20 protein-coding genes and 1 tRNA gene are annotated in these 22,196 nt (G+C 70.4%); 14 read left to right on the top strand and 7 right to left on the bottom strand.

The features are described from left to right. Positions 1-8 precede the first annotated feature (8 nt). Positions 9-1,367 carry a type VII secretion integral membrane protein EccD gene (gene eccD, locus IE069_RS11860; RefSeq protein WP_189350780.1) on the bottom strand — a complete coding sequence of 453 codons (1,359 nt, stop codon included), beginning with the start codon at positions 1,365-1,367 and terminating at the stop codon, positions 9-11. A 7-nt stretch (positions 1,368-1,374) separates the two neighbouring features. Further along, positions 1,375-1,653 (bottom strand): hypothetical protein, encoded by a 279-nt coding sequence (locus tag IE069_RS11855; RefSeq protein ID WP_189350779.1) that lies wholly within the window; start codon positions 1,651-1,653, stop codon positions 1,375-1,377. Positions 1,654-1,885: 232 nt separating this feature from the next. On the opposite strand from IE069_RS11855, the gene IE069_RS11850 reads away from it, so the two are divergent. The 6 genes from IE069_RS11850 (at position 1,886) to htpX (ending at position 7,545) form a co-directional block, all read left to right on the top strand. Then, positions 1,886-2,239 (top strand): WXG100 family type VII secretion target, encoded by a 354-nt coding sequence (locus tag IE069_RS11850; protein WP_189350778.1) that lies wholly within the window; start codon positions 1,886-1,888, stop codon positions 2,237-2,239. 57 nt (positions 2,240-2,296) lie between these two features. Continuing rightward, positions 2,297-2,608 carry a hypothetical protein gene (locus IE069_RS11845; protein WP_189350777.1) on the top strand — a complete coding sequence of 104 codons (312 nt, stop codon included), beginning with the start codon at positions 2,297-2,299 and terminating at the stop codon, positions 2,606-2,608. Between the two features lie 181 nt (positions 2,609-2,789). Further along, positions 2,790-4,271 carry an FAD-dependent oxidoreductase gene (locus IE069_RS11840; protein ID WP_189350776.1) on the top strand — a complete coding sequence of 494 codons (1,482 nt, stop codon included), beginning with the start codon at positions 2,790-2,792 and terminating at the stop codon, positions 4,269-4,271. Between the two features lie 31 nt (positions 4,272-4,302). Further along, positions 4,303-5,229 (top strand): DUF368 domain-containing protein, encoded by a 927-nt coding sequence (locus IE069_RS11835; RefSeq protein WP_189350775.1) that lies wholly within the window; start codon positions 4,303-4,305, stop codon positions 5,227-5,229. A 26-nt stretch (positions 5,230-5,255) separates the two neighbouring features. After that, a complete protein-coding gene (locus IE069_RS11830; protein ID WP_189350774.1) occupies positions 5,256-6,581 on the top strand; it encodes an MFS transporter in 1,326 nt (441 codons plus the stop codon). A 94-nt stretch (positions 6,582-6,675) separates the two neighbouring features. Beyond that, a complete protein-coding gene (gene htpX, locus IE069_RS11825; RefSeq protein ID WP_189350773.1) occupies positions 6,676-7,545 on the top strand; it encodes a zinc metalloprotease HtpX in 870 nt (289 codons plus the stop codon). Between the two features lie 70 nt (positions 7,546-7,615). Here htpX and IE069_RS11820 read toward each other — a convergent pair whose 3' ends face one another. After that, on the bottom strand, positions 7,616-8,104 hold the full coding sequence (locus IE069_RS11820; RefSeq protein WP_189350772.1) for a YajQ family cyclic di-GMP-binding protein: 489 nt from the start codon (positions 8,102-8,104) through the stop codon (positions 7,616-7,618). 113 nt (positions 8,105-8,217) lie between these two features. On the opposite strand from IE069_RS11820, the gene IE069_RS11815 reads away from it, so the two are divergent. Further along, a tRNA-Tyr gene (locus tag IE069_RS11815) sits at positions 8,218-8,299 on the top strand. A gap of 65 nt (positions 8,300-8,364) precedes the next feature. On the opposite strand, the gene IE069_RS11810 is transcribed toward IE069_RS11815, so the two are convergent. Beyond that, positions 8,365-8,769 (bottom strand): hypothetical protein, encoded by a 405-nt coding sequence (locus tag IE069_RS11810; RefSeq protein ID WP_189350771.1) that lies wholly within the window; start codon positions 8,767-8,769, stop codon positions 8,365-8,367. 171 nt (positions 8,770-8,940) lie between these two features. On the opposite strand from IE069_RS11810, the gene IE069_RS11805 reads away from it, so the two are divergent. Both IE069_RS11805 and IE069_RS11800 read left to right on the top strand, forming a co-directional pair. Then, positions 8,941-9,324, top strand: coding sequence for a thioredoxin family protein (locus IE069_RS11805; protein ID WP_189350770.1), 384 nt, complete (start codon positions 8,941-8,943; stop codon positions 9,322-9,324). A 138-nt stretch (positions 9,325-9,462) separates the two neighbouring features. Next, positions 9,463-11,187, top strand: coding sequence for an AMP-binding protein (locus IE069_RS11800; protein WP_189350769.1), 1,725 nt, complete (start codon positions 9,463-9,465; stop codon positions 11,185-11,187). Here the strand turns inward: IE069_RS11800 and IE069_RS11795 are convergent. Further along, positions 11,184-12,200: a DNA-3-methyladenine glycosylase family protein gene (locus IE069_RS11795; protein WP_189350768.1), complete on the bottom strand. Its 1,017-nt coding sequence runs from the start codon at positions 12,198-12,200 to the stop codon at positions 11,184-11,186. The genes IE069_RS11800 and IE069_RS11795 overlap by 4 nt on opposite strands. Positions 12,201-12,336: 136 nt before the next feature. Between IE069_RS11795 and IE069_RS11790 the strand changes: the two genes are divergently transcribed. Further along, positions 12,337-13,746, top strand: a complete 1,410-nt coding sequence (locus IE069_RS11790; protein WP_189350766.1) for a cystathionine beta-synthase — start codon at positions 12,337-12,339, stop codon at positions 13,744-13,746. Between the two features lie 31 nt (positions 13,747-13,777). Then, entirely contained in the window at positions 13,778-14,941 is a 1,164-nt protein-coding gene (locus IE069_RS11785) for a cystathionine gamma-synthase (RefSeq protein ID WP_189350764.1), read from the top strand. Between the two features lie 19 nt (positions 14,942-14,960). Here IE069_RS11785 and IE069_RS11780 read toward each other — a convergent pair whose 3' ends face one another. Together IE069_RS11780 and IE069_RS11775 are read right to left on the bottom strand one after the other, a co-directional pair. Next, positions 14,961-16,145 carry an amidohydrolase gene (locus tag IE069_RS11780; protein ID WP_189350762.1) on the bottom strand — a complete coding sequence of 395 codons (1,185 nt, stop codon included), beginning with the start codon at positions 16,143-16,145 and terminating at the stop codon, positions 14,961-14,963. 70 nt (positions 16,146-16,215) lie between these two features. Then, complete coding sequence (locus IE069_RS11775; RefSeq protein ID WP_189350761.1) at positions 16,216-16,695, bottom strand: hypothetical protein; 480 nt, start codon at positions 16,693-16,695, stop codon at positions 16,216-16,218. Positions 16,696-16,745: 50 nt separating this feature from the next. Here IE069_RS11775 and IE069_RS11770 point away from each other — a divergent pair, with 50 nt between their 5' ends. The 3 genes from IE069_RS11770 (at position 16,746) to IE069_RS11760 (ending at position 22,109) form a co-directional block, all read left to right on the top strand. After that, entirely contained in the window at positions 16,746-17,459 is a 714-nt protein-coding gene (locus IE069_RS11770; RefSeq protein WP_189350759.1) for an MOSC domain-containing protein, read from the top strand. 370 nt (positions 17,460-17,829) lie between these two features. After that, on the top strand, positions 17,830-19,647 hold the full coding sequence (locus tag IE069_RS11765; protein ID WP_229791123.1) for a DEAD/DEAH box helicase: 1,818 nt from the start codon (positions 17,830-17,832) through the stop codon (positions 19,645-19,647). Positions 19,648-19,736: 89 nt separating this feature from the next. Continuing rightward, entirely contained in the window at positions 19,737-22,109 is a 2,373-nt protein-coding gene (locus IE069_RS11760) for an ATP-binding cassette domain-containing protein (RefSeq protein ID WP_189350755.1), read from the top strand. Positions 22,110-22,196 lie beyond the last annotated feature (87 nt).

Genomic DNA, 22,196 nt, shown 5'->3' with positions numbered 1-22,196 from the left:
CCTCGTCTCTAGAAGGACTTCAACAGCAGGGAGAAGACGCCGCAGTAGCCGACGATCAACGGGATCGTCGCGACGACCGCGAGCGACTCGATCCGACCGCCGATCTGCCGCAGCCGGGCCTGCACGTGGTCGGGGAAGCGGACCGTGAGCCCCAGACCGGCGCCGACCGCGGCAACGAGCAGGCCCGCCGCGACGATCCACGAGAGGGGGCCGACGACGTCGACGAGGTGCAGGCACCCGGAGACGACGCCGGCGGCACCCGCCGCATAGAGGCTGTACCGCTCGACGGCCAGCGGGAAGGCCCGCGCCCGCAGGACGGTCGCGACGGTGAGGCAGAGCAGCAGGGGCATCGTCCACTCGGGCCGCTCGGACTCCGCCAGCAGCCAGAGGCCGACGCCCGCCGAGGCGGCGGCGGCGACCGTCGAGTAGCGCAGCGCCGAGTGGGCGCCGTGGATGGCGGCGACGGCGTCGTACCGCAGGATCGTCGCGCCCTCGGCGCGGTCGTCGTCCAGTCCGGCGAGCCCGGAGGCCGTCAGGGCGATCGAGGGGAGCAGGCCGAGCACGACGACCGAGCCCAGCGCCCCGATGGCCGCGACGGCCGGTGCCGCCGGGACGGCGTCGGTGGTCGCCCAGGCCGCGAGCGGGTAGGCGCCCGCCCAGACGGCTGTGAGCGCGCCCGCCACGCCCGCCGTGGTGAGGACGGATCCGGGCCGGTCGGAGACGCCCGCGAGCGCCGCGATCAGCGCCACGACGACGACGGCCGCCAGCATCGCGAGACCGTAGCCGGGCAGCTTCTCCCAGTGCCACAGGCCCACGACGGCCAGGGCGGCCCCGGTGACCTGCAGGGTCGCGGCGACGGGCCGCGAGGCGGCCACCAGGGCGGCACCGGCGCCGAGCAGGCCGAGGCCGCACGCGAGCAGGATCCACCACATGCGCTCTGCGGCATACTCGCTCGTCAGCAACCATAATCCGAAGACTGCAGCGATCCCGGCGGCGACGCCCGACCCGATGACGACGTGGCGTTCCGTCCACCCGCCGCCGACGGCCTCGGCCTCGCCCACGACGGCGTCCGTCACGTCGTAGACGACGGCCGGCGGGGGCGCCTGGTGGTTGCTGAACAGGCTCAGCGTCGATCCGTCGACGATGCCAGCGGCGGCCAGCGTCGAGCCGGCCGGCAGGGGCTCGCCGGTGTCGGTGAGCAGGACCTTCGAGGCCACCCGCTCGCCGGGGGTGTCGCCCAGCAGCCGGAGGATCTGCGGCATCAGCGTCCCGACCTCGGCCGTCGACGGCAGCAGGAGGTCGAGGCGGCGGCGCTCGCCGGCCAGGGTGACGCGGGTGTAGGGGGTCGTGGCGATCGCTTGACTCATGTTCTCGTTAGGCCTCCGCGCGTGCTTCGATGTCGACGACGAGGACGACGGCGGCGCGGAGTTTCTCCTTCTCCGCGGCCTGTTGCTCGAAGATATTGGTGATGAACGAGACGCCCACGCAGACCGCCGCGACGAGGGCGGCGATCACGATGCTGACGAGGAAGAGCTTCAGGGGCGACTTCCAGCGGCGCTCGGTCGGGTTGCTCCCGAAGAGCAGCGCGTCCGTCAACCGGGCGCGGCGGACCGAGACGGATTCGATGAGTTGTGCGTCGAACTCCGATGACATTCAGTCCTCCCCGATGCGTCCGGCGTGATGGAAACGGCGTGTTCGCTCCAGTCCATCATGTCAGGTAGGGGGCCCGTGTGCCGCAGATTTCGCCCGATATGGGTAGTTCTCCCCATCCTCCGCCCTTGACCCGCGGTCCGTTGCGCCGTTGGATGGATATAAGCCCGGCAGGCGGGCACCGGCGAGGCACCCGCAGCGGGTCCGCCGCCGAACGAACCTAGAGGAGACCCCCATGAACGATTTCAAGGGAAAAATGAGTGTCGCTTCCGTGGGCGATGCATCCAAGCAGTCGGAAGACTCCGGCCTCACCCTCGTGAAGCTCGTGGAGGAGATGCTCGACGGCGTCGAGGAGCTGCAGACGACCTTCAAGGGCTCCGCGGCAGCCGAGTTCACCCGCGTCATCAACGAGGGCACCCGCGTCCAGGGCGAGCTGATCCACGCGCTGGCCTCCATCTCCGCCGGACAGGCCGACGCCGCGAAGGCGTACCTGGACATGGATTCCGAGATGGAGAGCGAGGGGCGCGATGCCGCATCCGTGGCCGCAGCCGCCTCGGGCAGCACCGGCTTCAACTTGGGCGGCCGCTAGGCCCTCCGGGCACAGCGGATCAGCGAACCTCAGACACCAGGCAAAGGACACAGGATCATGAGCAAGGGCAACAGCGACGTCATTCAGTTCGATACGGCCAGCGCGGGGCAGATGGAGGCGACCGTGCTGCGCATCGCCGGACGGATCGAGACGATCATCGGCGACCGCGAGCAGCAGGCGAAGTTCGTCCAGGACAACTGGGAGGACGCCAACAACCGCGAGGGCTACGACGCCAAGGAGAAGGCGTGGGTCTCCGCCGGTCAGGACACGCTTGCGTTGGTGCAGCGGGTCCGCAGGCTGCTGGAGCAGAACCAGGTCACGGCGACCAGCACCGGCCGCAAGGTCGGGAACATCATCGACAGCATCTGATGCGCTGCCCTCGTCTGCAGGAGCCACTGCAGACGGGGCGGGGCCATCGCGGGGCCCCTCCGCCGGCCGGAAAGGTGAGCGCGGGCACGTTGGTGTGGACGCAGTCGTACTGGCAATTAGACTAGGTAGCCGTGCGCTAAATCCACCCGCGTGCCCGCGAACCCTTCCGGAAGGAAACCACGTGTCCAACCCAGCCGAGGTCGATACTCCGGCGGCCGACGCCGCCCCGGCAGACCGCCCGCTGCGCGTCGCCATCATCGGGGCCGGCCCCGCCGGCGTCTACGCAGCGGACATCCTGACCAAGGCCGAGCGCGACTTCGAGGTCTCGATCGACCTCTTCGACGCCTACCCGGCGCCCTACGGGCTGATCCGCTACGGCGTGGCGCCCGACCACCCGCGGATCAAGGGGATCGTCAAGGCGCTGCACAAGGTGCTGGACCGCGGGGACATCCGCTTCATCGGCAACGTGACCTACGGCCGCGACCTGCTGCTGTCCGACATCCGCGCCATGTACGACGCCGTGATCTTCGCGACCGGCGCCATCAAGGACGCGCCGATGGACGTCCCCGGCGTCGAGCTCGAGGGGTCCTACGGCGCCGCCGACTTCGTCTCCTGGTACGACGGGCATCCGGACGTGCCGCGCGAGTGGCCCCTCGACGCGAAGGAGGTCGCCGTGATCGGCAACGGCAACGTCGCGCTCGACGTCGCCCGCGTCCTGTCCAAGCACGCGGACGACCTGCTGGCCACCGAGATCCCCGACAACGTCTACGCCGGCCTGAAGAACTCGCCCGTCACCGACGTGCACGTGTTCGGACGCCGCGGCCCGGCACAGGTCAAATTCACCCCGCTGGAGCTGCGCGAGCTCTCGCACAGCCGCGACGTCGACATCGTGCTCTACCCGGAGGACTTCGAGTTCGACGAGGCCTCCGACGAGGCCATCAAGACCAACAACCAGGTCAAGACCATGGTCAACACCCTGGCGAACTGGATGGTCGAGCAGGACGAGCGCGAGGAGGACCCGGACCACGAGCCGGCCAGCCGCCGCCTGCACCTGCACTTCCTGCACTCCCCGGTCGAGGTCGTGGGCGAGGACGGGAAGGTCGCCGGCATGAGGTTCGAACGCCAGGAACTCGACGGCACGGCCAACGTCCGCGGCACCGGCGAGATCGTCGAGTACCCGCTGCAGGCCGTCTACCGCGCCATCGGCTACTTCGGCTCCGAGCTGCCCGAACTCGAGTTCGACGCCAAGCGCGGCGTCGTCGTGAACGATGGCGGCCGCGTCCTGGACGCGGACGGCGCCACGGTGCCCGGCATCTACACGACGGGCTGGATCAAGCGCGGTCCGGTCGGCCTCATCGGCCACACCAAGGGCGACGCCCTGGAGACGGTCGGCAACCTCCTCGAGGACCGGACCGAGTTGCCGCCGGCGTCGGAGCCCGGCGAGCAGGCGGTCCTCGAGTTCCTGGCCGACCGCGGTGTCGAGTACACGACGTGGGAGGGCTGGCTCGCGCTCGACGCCCACGAGCGCTCGCTCGGGGAGGCGGCCGGTGCGCTCCAGACCGACGCCGGAGAGATCACCCGCGAGCGGATCAAGGTGGTTCCCCGCGAGGAGATGGTCCGTGTCTCCAGCGAGAGCGTGCGCGCGGCGGGCGCCGGCGCCTGATGCGAAGCGACTGGACGAGGACGAGGACGACGTGAACACAACCCAGCAGGCTCCCCCCGTGAAGCGCCGCGCCGTGCCCGAGGTCGCGGCCAACGTGCTGCGCGGCGGCCTGATCGGCGCCGTCGAGGTGATGCCCGGCGTCAGCGGCGGCACCGTCGCCCTGGTCGTCATGATCTACGAGCGCCTCATCGCGTCGGCCTCGGCGGCGATCGCCGGACTCTTCCTGCTCGTCTCGGGTCTCTTCCGCGGGGCGGCGGTACGCCGCCGCGGGCTGGAGCGCCTGCGCGAGGTCGACTGGCTGCTGGTCCTCCCGCTGGTCATCGGCATGGGCGCGGCGATCCTGACGATGTCCCGCGTGATGGAGTCCCTCGTCGAGGACCACCCCGTGCTGATGCGCGCCGCGTTCTTCGGCATGGTCCTGGTCTCCCTGCTCATCCCGATCCGGATGGCGGGCGACTGGCGGATGCGCGACTGGCTGTACCTCGCGGTCGCGGCGCTCGTGACGGCGTTCGCCGTCAGCCTGCCGACCGCACCCCTGGAGATCACCCCGCTGACGATCATGGGCTGCGCCGCGATCGCAGTCTGCGCGCTGGCCCTGCCGGGCCTGTCCGGCTCCTTCCTCCTGCTCGCGCTGGGCCTCTACGAGCCGACGCTCGAGGCCGTGAACAACCGCGACCTCGGCTACCTCGGCCTCTTCCTCGTCGGCGCGGCCACGGGCGGGGTCCTCATCATTCTGGGCCTGCGCCGCCTGCTGCGCACACGGCACCACGTGACCATGGTGGTCATCACGGGGCTCATGGCCGGCGGCCTGCGCGCGCTGTGGCCGTGGCAGGACGAGGCCCGCAACGTGGTCCCGATCGAGCCCGGAACCCTCGGGCCGGTGATCGGGCTCGCGATCGCGGGCGCGGTCGTCGTCGGCATCGGCGTCTGGGCGGAGAGCCGCCTGAACCGGAAGTGATTGCCCCAGGCGACTAGACTGCGTCTGTGCCCCGATTCCTCGCCGACCTCACGCCGCTGAAGGTCAGCCCGGCGTTCCGCCGGCTCTGGATCGGGAACGCGCTCTCGGCGGTCGGCAGCCAGCTCACGCTCGTCGCGGTCAGCCTCGAGGTCTACAAACTCACCGGGTCCAGCTTCCACGTCGGCCTGCTGGGGGCCTTCGCGGTGGTCCCGCTGGTCGTCGCGGGCCTCTACGGGGGCGCCGTCGCCGACCACTTCGACCGCCGCAGGGTCGCCCTCGCCTCCTCCGCCGTGTTGTGGGGCGCGACCGCGGCCATCGCCGCCCAGGCCTGGGCCGGCGTCGAGAACGTCTGGGTGCTCTACGGGCTGATCGCGGTCCATTCGGGGGCCGGCGGCATCAACCAGCCGACCCGCGGCGCGATCATCCCCGCCCTCGTCGGCACCCGGCTCCTGCCGGCCGCCAACGCCCTGAACATGGTCACCTTCGGTGTGGCCATGATGGTCGGCCCGCTGCTCGGGGGCGTCCTGGTGGCCACGGTCGGCTACGCGTGGACCTACACCGTGGACGTCGTCACCTATCTGGCCGCCCTGTGGGCGGTTTTCCGGCTCCCGCCGCTGCCGGTCGCGCAGCCCGCGGCGGACGCCGGGGAGGCGGGTACGACGGCGGCCGCGCCCCGCCGTCGACGCGTCGGTCTGGCGTCGGTGGGGGAGGGCTTCCGGTTCCTCGCCACCAAGCCGAACGTGCGCATGACGTTCCTGATCGACCTGGTCGCGATGATCACCGCGGCACCGCGCGCCCTGCTGCCGGCGATCGGCGCGGTGCTCATCGGCGGCGGGGAGACCACCGTCGGCGTCCTGCTCGCGGCGACGGCGCTCGGCGCCTTCCTGACCGGTCTCTTCTCGGGCCCGCTGACGCGGATCAACCGCCACGGGGCGGCCGTCTACGCGTCCGTCGTGGCGTGGGGGCTGTGCGTCGGCGGGTTCGGCGTCGTCGTCTTCCTCGCGTCCCGGGATCCGCTGTCGGACGGAGGCGGGGCCGGTGACTGGCTGTGGCCGGCCGCCGCCTTCATGGCGCTGGCCGGCGTCGCCGACTCCGTCAGCGGCGTCTTCCGCAACACCATCCTGCAGTCGGCCACGCCCGACCACCTGCGCGGGCGGCTCCAGGGCGTTTTCATCGTGGTCGTCGCCGGCGGCCCGCGCGTCGGCGAGATGGTCGCCGGCGGGGCCGCGGGGCTGGCCGGCGAGGCCTGGGTCATGATCGGCGGCGGCGCCCTGTGCGTGGTGCTGGCCACCGTTCTGGTCCGCTGGCTGCCGTCCTTCATGCGCTACGACGCCCGCAACCCCACCCCGTGACCGCGCTGGGCGGATCCTGTGGGGTTGGTGTGCATGCTCTGCGCCGTGGGTGAATCGTCGCCCCGCAGGCGCGATCCGCCGGTAAGATGACAGCGTGCACAATCACAACAACGGACTGAAGACGGCGCTCCTGCTCGGGGCCCTGTTCGGCCTGCTCCTGCTCATCGGCTCGCTCATCGCCTCCGGCACCGGGCAGTCGATGTTCATTTGGCTGTTCGCCCTGTTCGGCGTCGGGACCACGGCCTACGGCTACTGGAACTCGGACAAGATCGCGATCCGGTCGATGCAGGCGTACCCGGTGACGGAGGCGCAGCAGCCGCAGATGTACCGGATCGTCCGCGAGCTCTCGATCACCGCCCAGAAGCCCATGCCGCGGCTCTACGTGTCGCCGACCATGGCGCCGAACGCGTTCGCCACGGGGCGGAACCCGGAGAACGCGGCCGTCTGCTGCACGGAGGGCATCCTGCAGCTGCTCAGCGAACGCGAGCTGCGCGGCGTGCTCGGGCACGAGCTCATGCACGTCTACAACCGCGACATCCTCACGTCCTCCGTGGCGGCCGCCGTGGCCGGCGTGGTGACGGCCGTGGCCCAGTTCATGTTGTTCTTCGGCGGCGGGGACCGGCGCAACGCGAATCCGATCGCGATGATCGCCATGGCGCTGCTGGCACCGCTGGCCGCGTCCCTGATCCAGATGGCCGTCAGCCGCACCCGCGAGTACGACGCCGACGAGGACGGCGCCCAGCTGACGGGCGACCCGCTCGCCCTGGCCGCCGCGCTGCGCAAGCTCGAGACAGGCGTGCAGCGGGCCCCGCTGCCCGAGGAGCAGCGGCTGGTCAACACGTCGCACCTGATGATCGCCAACCCGTTCCTGGGCGGCGCCAAGAAGCTCTTCGCCACGCACCCGCCGATGGACGACCGCATCGCCCGGCTCGAGCGGATGGCCGGACGCCCGCTCGGGCACTGACCCGGGGACGACGAAGGCCGGTGACGCGCGAGTGCGTCACCGGCCGTCGTCGTACGGGCTGCTGCGGAACCTAGCGCAGGTTCACGAACTGCAGATCCGCCTCGTCGAAGCCCTTGAGCAGGGTCATGGTCGCCTGCAGGTCGTCGCGCGACTTGGAGGAGACGCGGAGCTCGTCGCCCTGGATGGACGACTTGACGCCCTTGGGTGCCTCGTCGCGGATCAGCTTGTTGATCTTCTTCGCCACGTCCTGGGCGATGCCCTCCTTGATGGAGGCCTCCAGGCGGTACTCCTTGCCGGACGCGTACGGCTCGCCGGCGTCGAGGGACTTGAGCGAGATGCCGCGCTTGACGAGCTTGGACTGGAAGACGTCGAGCACCGTGTTGACGCGCTCCTCGGTGGACGCCTTCAGCAGGATCGTCTCGCCGCTGTAGTCGATCTCCGCGCCGACGCCCTTGAAGTCGTAGCGCTGTGCGATCTCCTTCTGCGCCTGGATGAGCGCGTTCGAGACCTCCTGCTTGTCGACCTTGCTGACGACGTCGAACGTAGAATCGCTGGCCATCGATATACCTCCCGGGTTGGTTGATGTCTGCCTCCCAGCCTACCGGGAAGCACCCGATTCGATTCTCGGTAGAAAGTTCTGTAGAGTGTTTTCTCGTTCCGATGGGAACGTTCGGCAGATTACCCGAGCGGCCAAAGGGGGCTGACTGTAAATCAGCTGGCAATGCCTACGGGGGTTCGAATCCCTCATCTGCCACCGAACGAGAAGGGTCCGAGTTCCTCGAAATCGAGGAGTTCGGGCCCTTCTTGCATGCCCGGTCCTCATGCGGCCAGCTCCCCGGCGAGCTCCAGATCCCACAAGACCATCCACGCCGTCGGGGTGGCGTTCATCACTGCATCGTAGTGCGCCCACTGCCAGGCCGATGCCCCGTTGTCATCGGGCGGCGCCGGCCGGCACTTGTCCGGCGTCTGCCACCGTCCCCGGGCCCAGATCGCGTGCACGGAACCGAGCTCCGTCGCGGCCGCGTCCCGGGGGACGAGGGGGTGCGGCGGCCTGATCTTCGCCTGGATGCGACCGGCCGCCCCGACGGCGTAGAGCTCTTGCCGTGACACGCTCGGCGCGAACGGCGACTCGCGCCGGAACTCGTCGGCCAGATCGGCGCAGCGGCCCACCGCCTCGGGCAGGGGGAGGTCTTCGAAGATCATCAGCAGTGAACACCGCGGCATTGGGCCCTCCTGGTTCGGTTCCGGTCGGTACCTTGAGGACGCTATGCGCGGATCGGGCCCGCCGGAACCGGGGCGGGCCGATCTGTGGATAACCGGGGCATCCGGTCCGGGTTGTTCACCTCTCGGCGAAGGACGGGGCCGTGGGCAGGTCGATCCGGTTACCGTGGGGGGATGGCTACCGTAGATATCACCGAAGCAGACTTCCCTCAGACGCTCGAGGACAACGAGATCGTCCTCGTCGATTTCTGGGCCGACTGGTGCGGACCGTGCAAGCAGTTCGCGCCCGTCTACCAGCAGGTCTCCGAGCAGCACCCGGACATCGCCTTCGCGAAGGTCGACACCGAGGCGGAGCGCTCCCTGGCCGCCGCGGCCGGCATCACCTCGATCCCGACGCTGATGGCGTTCCGGCAGAAGGTCCTCGTGTACTCGCAGCCCGGCGCGGTCGGCGCGCCGCAGCTGGCCGAGCTGGTCGACGCCGTCAAGGCGCTCGACATGGACGAGGTGCACGCCCAGGTCGCCGCACAGGAGGCAGGCACCGAAACCAAGGGTGACTAGTACCGCGGTGATCCACGGCGCCCGATAGGCGGGCGGAAGCGCCGCTCCCCGGTGTGGCATCAGTCACGTTAATGACCATTCACCTTTTGCGTTGTATGGTCTAGATCACAGACGGATGTCAGCACCAGGGAGCCACAGATGACCCTTACGGATTCATTCACCGCGACCGATTCCTACACCGCCGGCGGCGACGGAGTCGAGATCCTCGAACAGACGATCGGGGCCAACTTCAGGCTGGTCGCGGGCCGCACGCCCGGCGCCGTGGCGATGGAGGAGGCGCTGACCGGGCGGTCGTGGACGTATGCCGAGATGGACCGCGATACCGACGAGCTGGCGCGCGCCCTGATGGCGGCCGGGATCGAAGCCGGCGACCGCGTCGGCATCTGGAGCCCGAACTGCGCAGAGTGGACGCTGCTGCAGTACGCGACCAGCAAGATGGGGGCCATCCTGGTCAACATCAACCCCGCCTACCGCCGCCACGAGCTGGAGTTCGTGGTCGGCCAGTGCGGGATGAAGATGCTCGTCGCCGCACCCGACGACGAGCGCAGCGACTTTACCGCCATGGCCCGCGGCGTCCTCGAGGCGGCCGGGTCGCTCGAGCAGGTGGTCCTCCTGCCCGACATGGCTGCCGCCGCGGGTGCCCGGTACGACGGCGCCGGCGATCTCCGCCAGGGAGAGTCGACGTTCGCCGCGCTGGTCCAGCGGGCCGGAGAGGTTTCCGCGGATGACCTCGACCGGAGACTGGGCTCCCTGGCCCCGGACGACGCGATCAACCTGCAGTACACCTCCGGCACCACGGGGTTCCCCAAGGGCGTGACGCTCTCCCACCGGAACCTGCTCAACAACGGATTCCACATCGGCTCTCTGCTCTCCTACGCGGGCGCGGATTCCGAGACGGGGCAGGACAAGGTCGTCATCGCCGTCCCGTTCTTCCACTGCTTCGGCATGGTGATCGGCAACCTGGCCGCGCTCTCGCACGGCGCCTCGACCGTCGTTCCGGGGCGTGCGTTCAAGGCCGACGAGGCGCTGGCCGCCGTTCAGCGCTACGGCGGAACGAGCCTCTACGGCGTGCCGACCATGTTCATCGCCGAGCTGGCGCTGCCGGACTTCGCCGACTACGACCTCTCGACCCTGCGCACCGGTGTGATGGCCGGCTCGACCTGCCCCGTCGAGGTCATGAAGCGGGTCATCAGCGAGATGAACATGAGCGAGGTCGCCATCTGCTACGGCATGACCGAGACTTCTCCGGTCTCCACCATGACCCGCGTCGACGATTCGCTGGCGCGGCGCACCCAGACCGTCGGGCGCACGATGCCGCACCTCGAGTCCAAGATCGTCAGCCCCCTGGACGGAGCGGTGGTCGCCCGCGGCGAGCAGGGCGAGCTCTGCACCCGCGGCTACGCCGTCATGCAGGGGTACTGGAACGACGGGGCGAAGACCGCCGAGGCCATCGACGAAGGCGGCTGGATGCACACCGGCGACCTGGCTTCGATGGACCCGGACGGCTACGTCAGGATCGAGGGCCGCATCAAGGATCTGGTCATCCGCGGCGGCGAGAACATCTCCCCGCGCGAGATCGAGGAGTTCCTCTACCAGCACCCCTCGGTCCAGGACGTCCAGGTCATCGGCGTCCCCGACGAGAAATACGGCGAGGAGATCATGGCCTGCATCATCCTCAAGGAGGGGGTGGGACCGCTGACCGTCGACGACGTCCGCGAGTACTGCACGGGTCGGATCGCCCACTACAAGATCCCGCGCTACGTGCAGGTCCGCAGCAGCTTCCCCATGACCGTCTCCGGCAAGGTGCGCAAGGTCGAGATGCGCGCCGAGGCATCCCGGCTGATCGAGGGCGGGGAGGCCTAGAACCTCCGGTAGTCGCGTGGTGCCAGCCGCGGGCCGTGGGCCTGCTTCCGGAACCCTGAGGCGGCGATCATCCTCACGACCCGCTGCCGGTGCCCGTGCCACGGGCGCAGCAGGTCCAGCATGCCTACGTCGTCGGTCCGGCTCCCGGTGAGCGCCTCGCCGACGAAGCCGGACAGGTGGAAGTCGCCGACGGAGACCGAGTCCGGGTCTCCGTGGCTGCGCTGGAGCACCTCGGCGGCGGTCCAGGGGCCGATCCCGGGCAGCGACTGCAGGGCCCGCCCGGGCCGGTCGTCCAGCGTCGACCGCGCCAGCCGGTCCAGGCCGGCCGCCGACTCGGCCGCGCGCAGCAGGGTCCGGCTCCGGGCGGAGTCAACGCGCGCCGCGTGCCACTCCCACGAGGGGATGCGGCGGATCTGCGCCGGCGTGGGCGGCAGGCGCAGCCCCGCCGGCAGGACGGAGTCTCCGGGTCCGGAAGCCGGCGACGGGGGCGCGTCCCCGAACCGGCCGGCGAGGTACCGCCAGGCGAAGCGCGCCTCGATGGTCGTCACCTTCTGCTCGAGGACGACCGGCACGAGCGCGTCGAAGACGCGGCCCGTGGCCGGCAGCCGCAGCCCCGGATGGGCGCGCCGGGCCCGCTGGACGATCGGGGGCAGGGCGGCGGGGAAGTCGCCGGCGTCGAAGACCGACCAGTCGTCGGCCCCACCCGCGAGCCGCACGACGGCGTCCGCGAACCCGTCGTGCTGCGCGCCCTCGCCCCAGGCCCGCCAGCGCAGCAGCGCCGGGGCGGGGTCGCCGTGGGCCGGAGCGGGGTCCCGGGCGAGGTCGAGGCGCAGGGTGACCGGGCCGCCGTCGTGCCGGAAGCAGAGCCAGGCCGAGGAGTCGCCGACGCGGACCGTCGGGTCGTGGGTTCCGCGCTGGAGCACGCCGAGCGTCTGCGCCAGCGAGTACGCTGCCGCGGGGCGCCATTCGCCCTCGGCATCCGGGGTGATCGCGCGCGTGGACATGGACTCCATGATGCCTCCCGTCGCGCTCGTTTCGCGTGCCCGGGCCCGGCCTCTGTCGTGCCGAATGCGTCCGGCGACCGCCCAGCATGAACCCACGTTAACAATCCTTCATGGTGCGTCACGTTACGCCGGTACAGTCGAAGTCATGAAATACGCCAACTCCGTCCTGGACCTGATCGGCGACACCCCGCTGGTCAAGCTCAACCGGGTCACCGAAGGCCTCAGCGCCACCGTCCTCGTCAAACTCGAGTACCTGAACCCCGGCGGCTCCATCAAAGACCGCATCTCTCTGAAAATGATCGAAGAGGCGGAAGCAGCCGGGAAACTCGCGGCCGGGGGCACCGTCGTCGAGCCGACGTCCGGCAACACCGGCGTGGGCCTGGCCATGGTCGCGCAGCAGAAGGGCTACAAGACCGTCTTCGTCACCCCGGACAAAGTCGGGGAGGAGAAACGGGACGTGCTGCGCGCGTACGGCGCCGAAGTGGTCGTCACGGCCTCGTCCGTGGCCCCGGAATCGCCCGAGTCATATTACGGCGTCTCCGACCGCCTGAGCCGCGAGATCCCCGGCGCCTACAAGCCGGACCAGTTCTCCAACCCGGCCGCGCCCGCGAGCCACTACGAATCGACCGGCCCGGAGATCTGGCGCGACACCGACGGGAAGGTCACCCACGCCGTGATCGGCGCCGGCACGGGCGGCACCATCACCGGCACCGGCCGCTACCTCAAGGACGTCTCCGCCGACCGCGAGTCCGGCCCCGTGAAGATCATCGGCGCCGACCCCGACGGCTCCGTCTACTCCGGCGGGACCGGGCGCCCCTACTTCGTCGAGGGCGTCGGCGAGGACATGTGGCCGGGCAACTACGACAAGACCGTCGCCGACGAGGTCGTGGCCGTCACCGACGCCGAGTCGTTCGCGATGACCCGGCGCCTCGCCGAGGAGGAGGGGCTGCTGGTCGGCGGCTCGTCCGGGATGGCGGTTGTGGCGGCCCTGCGCGCCGCCGAGAACCTCAGCGAGGACGACGTCGTGGTGGTCATCCTGCCCGACGGCGGCCGCGGCTACCTCGCCAAGATCTTCAACGACGGGTGGATGACCCGCCACGGCTTCCTGCCGGCGGCCGCACCGCAGCACGACGGTGCCGCGCAGGTCTCCGCGCTGCTCGCCGGCGGCTCCGGCCGGCGGGAGATCGCGCACGTTCCGGCGACGGCCACCGTGCGCGAGGCGCTCGCCGCGCTCCGGTCCACGGGGCTTCCGGCCTTGGCCGTCCTCTCCGCCGTGCCCGGGGGGCCGGTCACGGCCGTGCGCCTGGGCGAGGTCGCCGGCATCGTCTCCGACCGCGGGCTCTCCGAGGCCGTCCTCTCCGGCGCAGCGCCCCTGGACGCCCCCGTGGGCGAGCATGTGGAGGCGCTCCCGGTCATGCTCGGCGCCCGGCAGGGAATCGACGCCGCCCGGACGGCGTTGTCCACTGAACCGGCCGCCGTCGTCACGCTCGACGGCGACGTGGTCGGCCTCCTGACCCGCGCGGACCTGATCGACGCCGCAGCCCGCACCTCCTGATCCCCATCCCCGACGCACGCAGAGGACTTCGATGAGCACCGAGAACAACCCCGGATTCAACACGCGCGCCATCCACGCCGGTCAGGCCTTCGAGCCGCACACCGGCGCCGTCGTGCCGCCCGTGCACTTCTCGACCACCTACGCCCAGGACGGCATCAGCGGGTTGCGCAACGGCTACGAGTACGGCCGCGGCACCAACCCGACCCGCGACTCGCTGCAGGAGCAGCTGGCCGCGCTCGAGTTCGGCAGCCACGGCCTGACGTTCGGCTCCGGGCTCGCCGCCGAGGACGCGATCATCCGCGCGGTCCTGCGCCCGGGCGACCACATCGTGCTCGGCAACGACGCCTACGGCGGAACGTACCGCCTGATCAGCCGCATCTTCGGCGACTGGGGCATCGGCAACACCCCGGTCGACATGGCCGACACCGCCGCCGTGGAGGCGGCCGTCGCCGAGACGGGCGCGAAGCTGGTCTGGCTCGAGACCCCGTCGAACCCGATGATGAAGATCACCGACATCGAGGCGATCGCGGGCATCGCCCACGCGGCGGGCGCCCTGCTGGTCGTCGACAACACGTTCGCCTCTCCCTACCTCCAGCAGCCGCTGACGATGGGTGCGGACATCGTGGTGCACTCGACCACCAAGTACATCGGCGGGCACTCGGACGTCGTCGGCGGCGCCGTCGTGACCTCCGACGACGAGCTGGCCGAGAAGATCGGCTTCATGCAGTTCGCCGCCGGGGGCGTGAACGGGCCGATGGACGCGTTCCTGACCACGCGCGGGCTGAAGACGCTCGGCGTGCGCATGGACCGGCACTCGGACAACGCGGAGCAGGTCGCGGCCTGGCTGCTGCAGCGCCCCGAGGTCGAGAAGGTGCTCTACCCGGGGCTCGAGGACCACCCGGGGCACGAGCTGGCGAAGAAGCAGATGAAGCGCTTCGGCGGCATGGTCTCCGTGCAGTTCGCCGGCGGCGAGGGGGCGGCGCGCACCGTGGCCGAGGCGACGCGCGTGTTCACCCTGGCCGAGTCGCTCGGCGGGATCGAGTCCCTCATGAACTACCCGTCGGAGATGACGCACGCGTCCGTGAAGGGCACCGAGCTGGCCGTCCCGGAGAACCTGCTGCGCCTGTCCGTGGGCATCGAGGACGCCGAGGACCTGATCGCCGACCTCGAGCAGGCGTTCGCGAAGCTGGCGTAGCCCCGGCCCGTCCCGCGGGTCAGGCGGCGCCGCGTGCGGCCACCCGCGGGGCGCGCGCGGCGTCGTCGTACTCCATGACCGTGCGGCCGCCGATGAAGACGCGGCGGGCGCGCTGCATGACGTCGAGCGGGTCGCCGGACCAGAGGACGAGGTCGGCGTCCTTGCCGGCCTCGATCGAGCCGATCCGGTCGGCCAGGCCGAGCACGCGCGCCGGGTTGATGGTGATCGAGCGCAGCGCGGTCACCGGGTCGAGGCCCTCCTTCACCGACAGCGACGCCTGGTGCACCAGGAAATCGATCGGCACCACGGGGTGGTCGGTGATGATCGAGATGTCGACGCCGGCGGCGGCCAGTTTGCCCGGGTTCGCGAGCGAGCGCCCGCGCAGCTCGACCTTGGACTTGGTGGTGAAGAGCGGGCCGATCAGCACCGGAGTCCCGCGCTCGGCGAGGACGTCCGCGAGCACGTGCGCCTCGGTGCCGTGGTCGAGCACCAGCTCGTAGCCGAACTCGTCGGCGATCCGCAGGGCGGTCGCGATGTCGTCAGCCCGGTGGGCGTGCTGGCGCCACGGGATCTCGCGCCGCAGCACCATCGCCAGGGCCTCGAGCTTCGGGTCCCGGTCCACCCGCTCGCCGGCCTCGATCTTCGCCACGTGGTCCTGCGCCGCCGCGAACGCCTGCCGGATGACCATGGCGGTGCCCAGGCGGGTGGACGGCGTCTGCTTCTTCTCGCCGTAGATCCGCTTGGGGTTCTCGCCGAGCGCGGACTTCAGGCCGCTGGGGGAGCGCAGCACCATCTCCTCGAGGTAGCGCCCGTGGGTGTGCAGGGCCACGGCGAGGCCGCCGATCGGGTTCGCGGAGCCCGGGTTGACGTTCACGGTGGTCACGCCGCCGGCCAGGGCGTCGTCGAAGCCCGGGTCGAAGGGGTCGACGGCGTCGATCGCGCGCGCGGCCGCAGTGACCGGGTCGGTCATCTCGTTCACGTCGGCCGTGGCACCGTTCTCGCCCTCGGGGTCCATGCCGAGGTGCACGTGGGCGTCGACGAAGCCGGGCAGCAGCCACTGGCCGGCCGCGTCCAGTCTCTCGCCCACGGGGTCGATGCCGGGGCCCGCCGCGGCGATCCGGCCGTCCTCGACGACGACCGTCCCGTCGTACGGTTCGCCCTCGATCGGGATGACGTGGGCGTTGATGATGGAGAACGCACTCATTCAGCAGTCCTTTCAGGTCGGTGTCGTTCCGACCCTACTCGTCGCGCCCGCCGGAGTCAGCAGCGCCGGGTCACGGCTTCATGCGTTTGCGGGCGGCGCGGGCCGCCTTGGCCTGGGGCTTGAAGTAGCGCCGCGAAGCCGGCAGCCACAGCAGGACGACGCCGATCAGCAGCCCCGCCGCCGGCAGCATCAGGCGGGGACCGCGCAGCAGCAGCGGCAGGCCGCCGATCAGTCCGAACGTCGTCAGCAGCGTCCGGCCGGCGAGGTGCCCGAGCCACAGGCGCCCGGTGCCCCAGCCGATCATGAGCCCGAGCGCCGCGAGCAGGACGCCCAGCATCAGCAGCCCCAGCCTGTCCCCGTCGTCGCGCATCAGGCCGAAGTTGCCGAACGCGGCGACCGCGAAGCCGAGCACGACCGCCGTCATGGCGCCCCACCACCAGATCGCGCCCTTGACCGTGGCCGGCAGGGAGGCCCACGCGCCGAACCGGCGACCGCCGGCGGGTGATTCGTCGCGGGAGGTCGAGGCGGGGGAGTGGCGCTTCTTGTTCACGAATTCGAGCCTACCTCCGAACCTGCGCGCCGGATGTGTAGCCTGTCGGTATGACGGAATCGACAACGGGCGCAGGCCGGGACACGACGACGGCGGCCGCGGCCCGCGCGGTCGGCGAACCGGTCGCGGTCGGCCGGCTCGAGGCCGTGTGCCGGGTGCACCAGCTCGCCCCCGACGCCGGGGCCGTGGGCGTGACGGCCATCGACAAGCGGCCCGTCGAGACGGCCGTGAAGGTCGCCCGGCTGGGGCTCTACGCGGACGTCCAGGCCGACCGCGAGCACCACGGCGGCGAGGAGCAGGCCGTCTACGCCTACGCGCAGGAGGAGGCCGACGCCTGGGGCGAGCGCCTCGGCCGCGACATCCCCGCCGGCCTGTTCGGCGAGAACCTGCGCATCAGCGGCCTGGCCGTCTCCGACGCCGTGATCGGCGAGCGGTGGTCCATCGGCGAAGCGGAGCTGGAGGTCACGATCCCGCGGACGCCCTGCGCCACGTTCGCCCGCCGGATGGGCGAGGAGCGCTGGGTGCGCCGGTTCACCGAGCAGGCGGACACCGGCTGCTACCTGCGGGTGGTCCGCAAGGGCCGGATCGCGGCGGGTGACGCGGTCGCCGTCGTGATGCGTCCGAGCCACGGGATCACCGTGCGCGACCTCTTCGTGGGGCCGACGCCCGAGCAGGCCGCCGCGCTGCGCGACGGCCGCCGGGCCGGGGAGTGGGAGCTCTCCCCGAAGGCGGCGCGGGAGGTCGAGCAGGTCCTCGCCCGCTGATTCCGAAGGGTTGCGCCCAAGGGCCCGGAGCGGTTGTGCCCAAGGGCACAGCCTCCGGCGACCCACGACGGGCGCGGAAACGCTACAATGAAGTGTTCACTGATTCCGGTTTCCCTCGCATCCTGCCCAATTTTTGAGGCAAGAGCCCTTCCGAGTCGTGTGTGTTATCCGCTCGCTGCCTGAGTTCAATCTCGAGTGTTGCAGCCTCGCGGGTCAGTGCCATAGGGGAGCCGCCGGGCCGAAGTGATCGCGTCCGAAATGTGCCGCGGTGCATCACGGCTGGGACCGTCCAACGGGGCCGTCCAGCCGCACCGCCTCCCCTAATGATCGAGGTTATATCTCAGTGTCTTCTGAGCAGCAGTCTTCCGCCGTGTCCGAAAACTCCACCACCGAAGAAGAGAACACCGTCACCTTCGCCGAGCTCGGCATCGACGGCCGTGTCCTCGCCGCCCTGAGCGACGTCGGCTACGAGAAGCCGTCGCCGATCCAGGCCGCCACCATCCCCCTCCTGCTGGAGGGCAACGACGTCGTCGGCGTCGCCCAGACGGGCACCGGCAAGACCGCCGCGTTCGCCGTCCCGGCCCTGTCGCGCCTGGCCGAACTGGCCGACCTGAACGGCCCGACCCGCAACACCCAGGTGCTGGTGCTCGCACCGACCCGCGAGCTCGCGCTCCAGGTCGCCGAGGCGTTCAGCTCCTACACCAAGCACATGCAGGACGTCACCGTCCTGCCGGTCTACGGCGGCTCGCCGTACGGCCCGCAGCTGAGCGGTCTGCGCCGTGGCGCCCAGGTCGTCGTCGGCACGCCGGGCCGCGTCATCGACCACATCAGCAAGGGCTCGCTGGACCTCTCCGACCTGCAGTACGTCGTCCTCGACGAGGCCGACGAGATGCTGCGCATGGGCTTCGCCGAAGAGGTCGACAAGATCCTGGAGGCCACCCCGGAGAACAAGCAGGTCGTCCTGTTCTCGGCCACGATGCCGAGCTCGATCCGCCGCATCTCCAAGCAGTACCTGCGCAATCCCCAGGAAGTCACCGTCAAGTCGAGCACGTCGACCGGCAAGAACATCCGCCAGCGCTACGCGCAGGTCATGGGCCCGCACAAGCTGGATGCGGTCACCCGGATCCTCGAGTCCGAGGCGCACGACGGCGTCATCACCTTCGTGCGCACCAAGATGGCCACCGAGGACATCGCCGACAAGCTCAAGGCGCGCGGTTTCACCGCGGCCGCGATCAACGGCGACATCCCGCAGCAGCAGCGCGAGCGCACCGTCGAGAACCTGCGTGCGGGCAAGATCGACATCCTGGTCGCCACCGACGTCGCCGCCCGCGGGCTCGACGTGGAGCGCATCAGCCACGTCATCAACTACGACATCCCGCACGACACCGAGTCGTACGTGCACCGCATCGGCCGCACCGGCCGCGCCGGCCGCACGGGCGACGCGATCCTCTTCATGACGCCGCGCGAGAAGTACCTGCTGCGCGCCATCGAGAAGGCGACCCGCCAGCCGGTCGAGCTCATGCAGCTGCCGAGCGTCGACATCGTCAACGACAAGCGCCTCAGCAAGTTCGCCCAGCGCATCACGGCGACGCGCGAGTCGGAGGACCTGAGCGTCTTCCGCAACCTCGTCGAGAAGTACGTCGAGGAGAACGACGTCACCGCGGTCGAGGCAGCCGCGGCCCTGGCCCACATGGCCCAGGGCGGCCGCCCGCTGCTCATGGAGGAGATGCCGACCCCGCCGGCGAAGCAGGTCCGCATGGCCAAGGGCGCCAAGGACGGCTTCGGCTCCCGCGGCCCGACGCGCGCGCTGACCGAGGGCAACGCCACCTACCGCATCGCGGTCGGCCGTCGCCAGCGCGTCATGCCGGGTTCGATCGTCGGCGCCCTGGCCAACGAGGGCGGCTTCACGGCCACCGAGATCGGCGGCATCGACATCCGCAGCGACCACTCGCTCGTCGAACTGCCGGCGGACCTGTCCAAGGACCAGTGGCGGGCCCTGTCGCGGACCCGCATCGGCGGCGAACTGATCCAGCTGGAGCTCGACGCCGGCCGCAAGCCGCAGCGTGAAGGCGGCGGCGGTGGCTTCAAGGGCAAGTCGGGCGGCTTCCGCAAGGACGGCAACCGCAAGGCCGGCGGCTTCAAGGGCAAGCCGCGCACCGGACGCAACTTCGAGGACCGCAGCAACTAGGCCTCCGGTCGCAACGGCCGACGAGCAGGGCGCCCACGCACCAGCGTGGGCGCCCTGCCGCGTTCCGGGGCATGGTGCACAATGGCCTCATGACCCGCAACGAACCCGCCACCGTTCTGCCTCCCGCCGATTCGCACGACACGATCCGCGTCCGCGGGGCCCGCGAGAACAACCTGCGCGGAGTCGACCTGGACGTCCCGAAGCGTCGGCTGACGGTCTTCACCGGGGTCTCCGGCTCCGGCAAGTCGTCCCTGGTCTTCGGGACCGTCGCCGCCGAGTCGCAGCGGATGATCAACGAGACCTACAGCGCGTTCGTGCAGGGGTTCATGCCGTCCGTGCCGCGCCCGGACGTCGAGCTCCTCGAGGGACTCACGACGGCGATCACGGTCGGCCAGGAACGGCTCGGCGCCAATCCGCGCTCCACCGTCGGCACGGTGACGGATGCCGATTCGATGCTGCGCATCCTGTTCAGCCGGCTGGGGGACCCGCACATCGGCGGCCCGACCGCCTTCTCGTTCAACATCCCGACGCAGAAGGCCAGCGGCGTGATGACCAGCGCCAAGGGCGAGAAGAAGATCGTCAAGGACGTCGTCTACCTCGGCGGCATGTGCCCGGAGTGCGAGGGCCGCGGCACCGTGTCGGACATCAACCTGGCGGAGGTCGTCGACGAGTCCAAGTCGGTGCTCGAGGGCGCGATCAAGGTCCCCGGCTACACGGCGGACGGCTGGATGGTCAAGGGCTTCGCCGAGTCCGGCTTCTTCCCGGCCGATCAGCCCGTCTCCACGTTCACGGAGCAGCAGCGGCAGGACTTCCTGTACAAGGAGGCCACCAAGATCCGCGCGCTGGACATGAACATGACCTACGAGGGCCTGATCCCGAAGATCACCAAGTCGATGCTGTCCAAGGACGTCGACTCGCTGCAGCCCCACATCCGTGCCTTCGTCGAGCGGATCGCGGTCTTCACCTCCTGCCCGGCCTGCGATGGAACGCGCCTGACGGAAGCCGCGCGGCACTGCCTGATCGAGGGGATCTCGATCGCGGACGCCAGCCGGATGCAGGTCTCCGATCTCGCCGAGTGGGTCCACGGCCTCGACCTTCCCGCGGCGGCGCCCCTGCTCAAGGGTCTCGGAGAGATGCTGGACTCCTTCGTGACGCTCGGCCTCGGCTACCTGAGCCTGAACCGGCCCTCCGGCACCCTCTCCGGGGGCGAGGCGCAGCGCATCAAGATGCTCCGCCACCTGGGATCCCCGCTGACGGACGTCACCTATGTCTTCGACGAGCCGACCACGGGCCTGCACCCGCACGACATCGAGCGCATGAACACGCTCCTGCGCCGGCTGCGGGACAAGGGCAACACGGTCATGGTCGTGGAGCACAAGCCGGAGGTCATCGCCATTGCGGACCACATCGTGGATCTCGGGCCCGGGGCGGGAAGCCACGGCGGCGAGATCTGCTTCGAGGGCGACCTGGCCGGGCTCAAGGCCAGCGGCACGGTGACCGGGCGGCACCTGGACTACCGGGCACGGCTCAAGGACGAGGTGCGCCAGCCGGACGGCGTCCTCGCAGTCCGCGGCGCCACCGCGAACAACCTGCGCGACGTCGACGTGGAAGTCCCGCACGGGGTCCTCACCGTGGTCACGGGTGTCGCCGGGTCGGGAAAGAGCTCGCTCATCCACCAGTACGTCGCCCCGCTCGACGGCGTGGTCGCGATCGACCAGACGGCCATCAAGGGGTCCAGGCGTTCGAACCCTGCGACCTACACGGGCCTGCTGGAGCCGATCCGCAAGGCCTTCGCCAAGGCCAACGGCGTCAAGCCCGCCCTGTTCAGCGCCAATTCGGCCGGCGCCTGCCCGTCCTGCAAGGGCGCCGGAGTGATCGTCACCGAGCTCGGGTTCATGGACACGGTGGAGACCCCGTGTGAGGACTGCGGCGGCAAGCGTTTCATGGCGGAGGTCCTGCAGTACACGCTCGGCGGCAAGGACATCACCGAGGTGCTGGACCTGCCCGTCGACCAGGCGCGCGACTTCTTCACCGACGGCGAGGCCAAGCTCCCGGCCGCGGCGAAGATCCTGGGCCGGCTGCACGACGTCGGACTCGGGTACCTCAAGCTCGGGCAGCCGCTGTCCACGCTCTCGGGCGGAGAACGGCAGCGCATCAGGCTCGCCAACCAGATGGGCGAGAAGGGCGACGTCTACGTGCTGGACGAGCCCACCACGGGACTGCACCTCGCGGACGTCGAGAACCTGCTGGGCCTGCTGGACCGGCTCGTGGACGCCGGACGCACCGTGATCGTGATCGAGCACCACCTCGCGGTCGTCGCGCACGCCGACTGGGTCATCGATCTCGGACCCGGCCCAGGGCACGACGGCGGCACGGTCGTGTTCGAGGGCACTCCGGGAGAGCTGGTCCAGGACGACTCCTCGCTCACCGGCCGCCACCTGGCCGCCTACATCGCCGACTGACACGTCGTCGTACGGCTGGCCAGGCCAGGGCGGAGCGGGTACCTTCTGACCAGGGGCGTCCACCCCGCGTTCACGTCGTGCTTGGAT

Source organism: Zhihengliuella salsuginis (assembly GCF_014651715.1).
Classification (GTDB): Bacteria; Actinomycetota; Actinomycetes; order Actinomycetales; family Micrococcaceae; genus Zhihengliuella; species Zhihengliuella salsuginis.
The sequence above is the reverse complement of the archived record's forward strand: the minus strand, read 5'-3'. Positions and strand labels throughout refer to the sequence as shown.

Excerpts from the sequence above, each read along its gene's own strand:
- IE069_RS11800 (WP_189350769.1), top strand. The coding sequence starts at position 9,463 with ATGACCCTTACGGATTCATTCACCGCGACCGATTCCTACACCGCCGGC.
- IE069_RS11790 (WP_189350766.1), top strand. The coding sequence starts at position 12,337 with ATGAAATACGCCAACTCCGTCCTGGACCTGATCGGCGACACCCCGCTG.
- IE069_RS11845 (WP_189350777.1), top strand. The coding sequence starts at position 2,297 with ATGAGCAAGGGCAACAGCGACGTCATTCAGTTCGATACGGCCAGCGCG.
- IE069_RS11785 (WP_189350764.1), top strand. The coding sequence starts at position 13,778 with ATGAGCACCGAGAACAACCCCGGATTCAACACGCGCGCCATCCACGCC.
- IE069_RS11805 (WP_189350770.1), top strand. The coding sequence starts at position 8,941 with ATGGCTACCGTAGATATCACCGAAGCAGACTTCCCTCAGACGCTCGAG.
- IE069_RS11820 (WP_189350772.1), bottom strand. The coding sequence starts at position 8,104 with ATGGCCAGCGATTCTACGTTCGACGTCGTCAGCAAGGTCGACAAGCAG.
- IE069_RS11855 (WP_189350779.1), bottom strand. The coding sequence starts at position 1,653 with ATGTCATCGGAGTTCGACGCACAACTCATCGAATCCGTCTCGGTCCGC.
- IE069_RS11780 (WP_189350762.1), bottom strand. The coding sequence starts at position 16,145 with ATGAGTGCGTTCTCCATCATCAACGCCCACGTCATCCCGATCGAGGGC.
- IE069_RS11850 (WP_189350778.1), top strand. The coding sequence starts at position 1,886 with ATGAACGATTTCAAGGGAAAAATGAGTGTCGCTTCCGTGGGCGATGCA.
- IE069_RS11795 (WP_189350768.1), bottom strand. The coding sequence starts at position 12,200 with ATGGAGTCCATGTCCACGCGCGCGATCACCCCGGATGCCGAGGGCGAA.
- IE069_RS11770 (WP_189350759.1), top strand. The coding sequence starts at position 16,746 with ATGACGGAATCGACAACGGGCGCAGGCCGGGACACGACGACGGCGGCC.
- IE069_RS11760 (WP_189350755.1), top strand. The coding sequence starts at position 19,737 with ATGACCCGCAACGAACCCGCCACCGTTCTGCCTCCCGCCGATTCGCAC.
- IE069_RS11810 (WP_189350771.1), bottom strand. The coding sequence starts at position 8,769 with ATGCCGCGGTGTTCACTGCTGATGATCTTCGAAGACCTCCCCCTGCCC.
- eccD (WP_189350780.1), bottom strand. The coding sequence starts at position 1,367 with ATGAGTCAAGCGATCGCCACGACCCCCTACACCCGCGTCACCCTGGCC.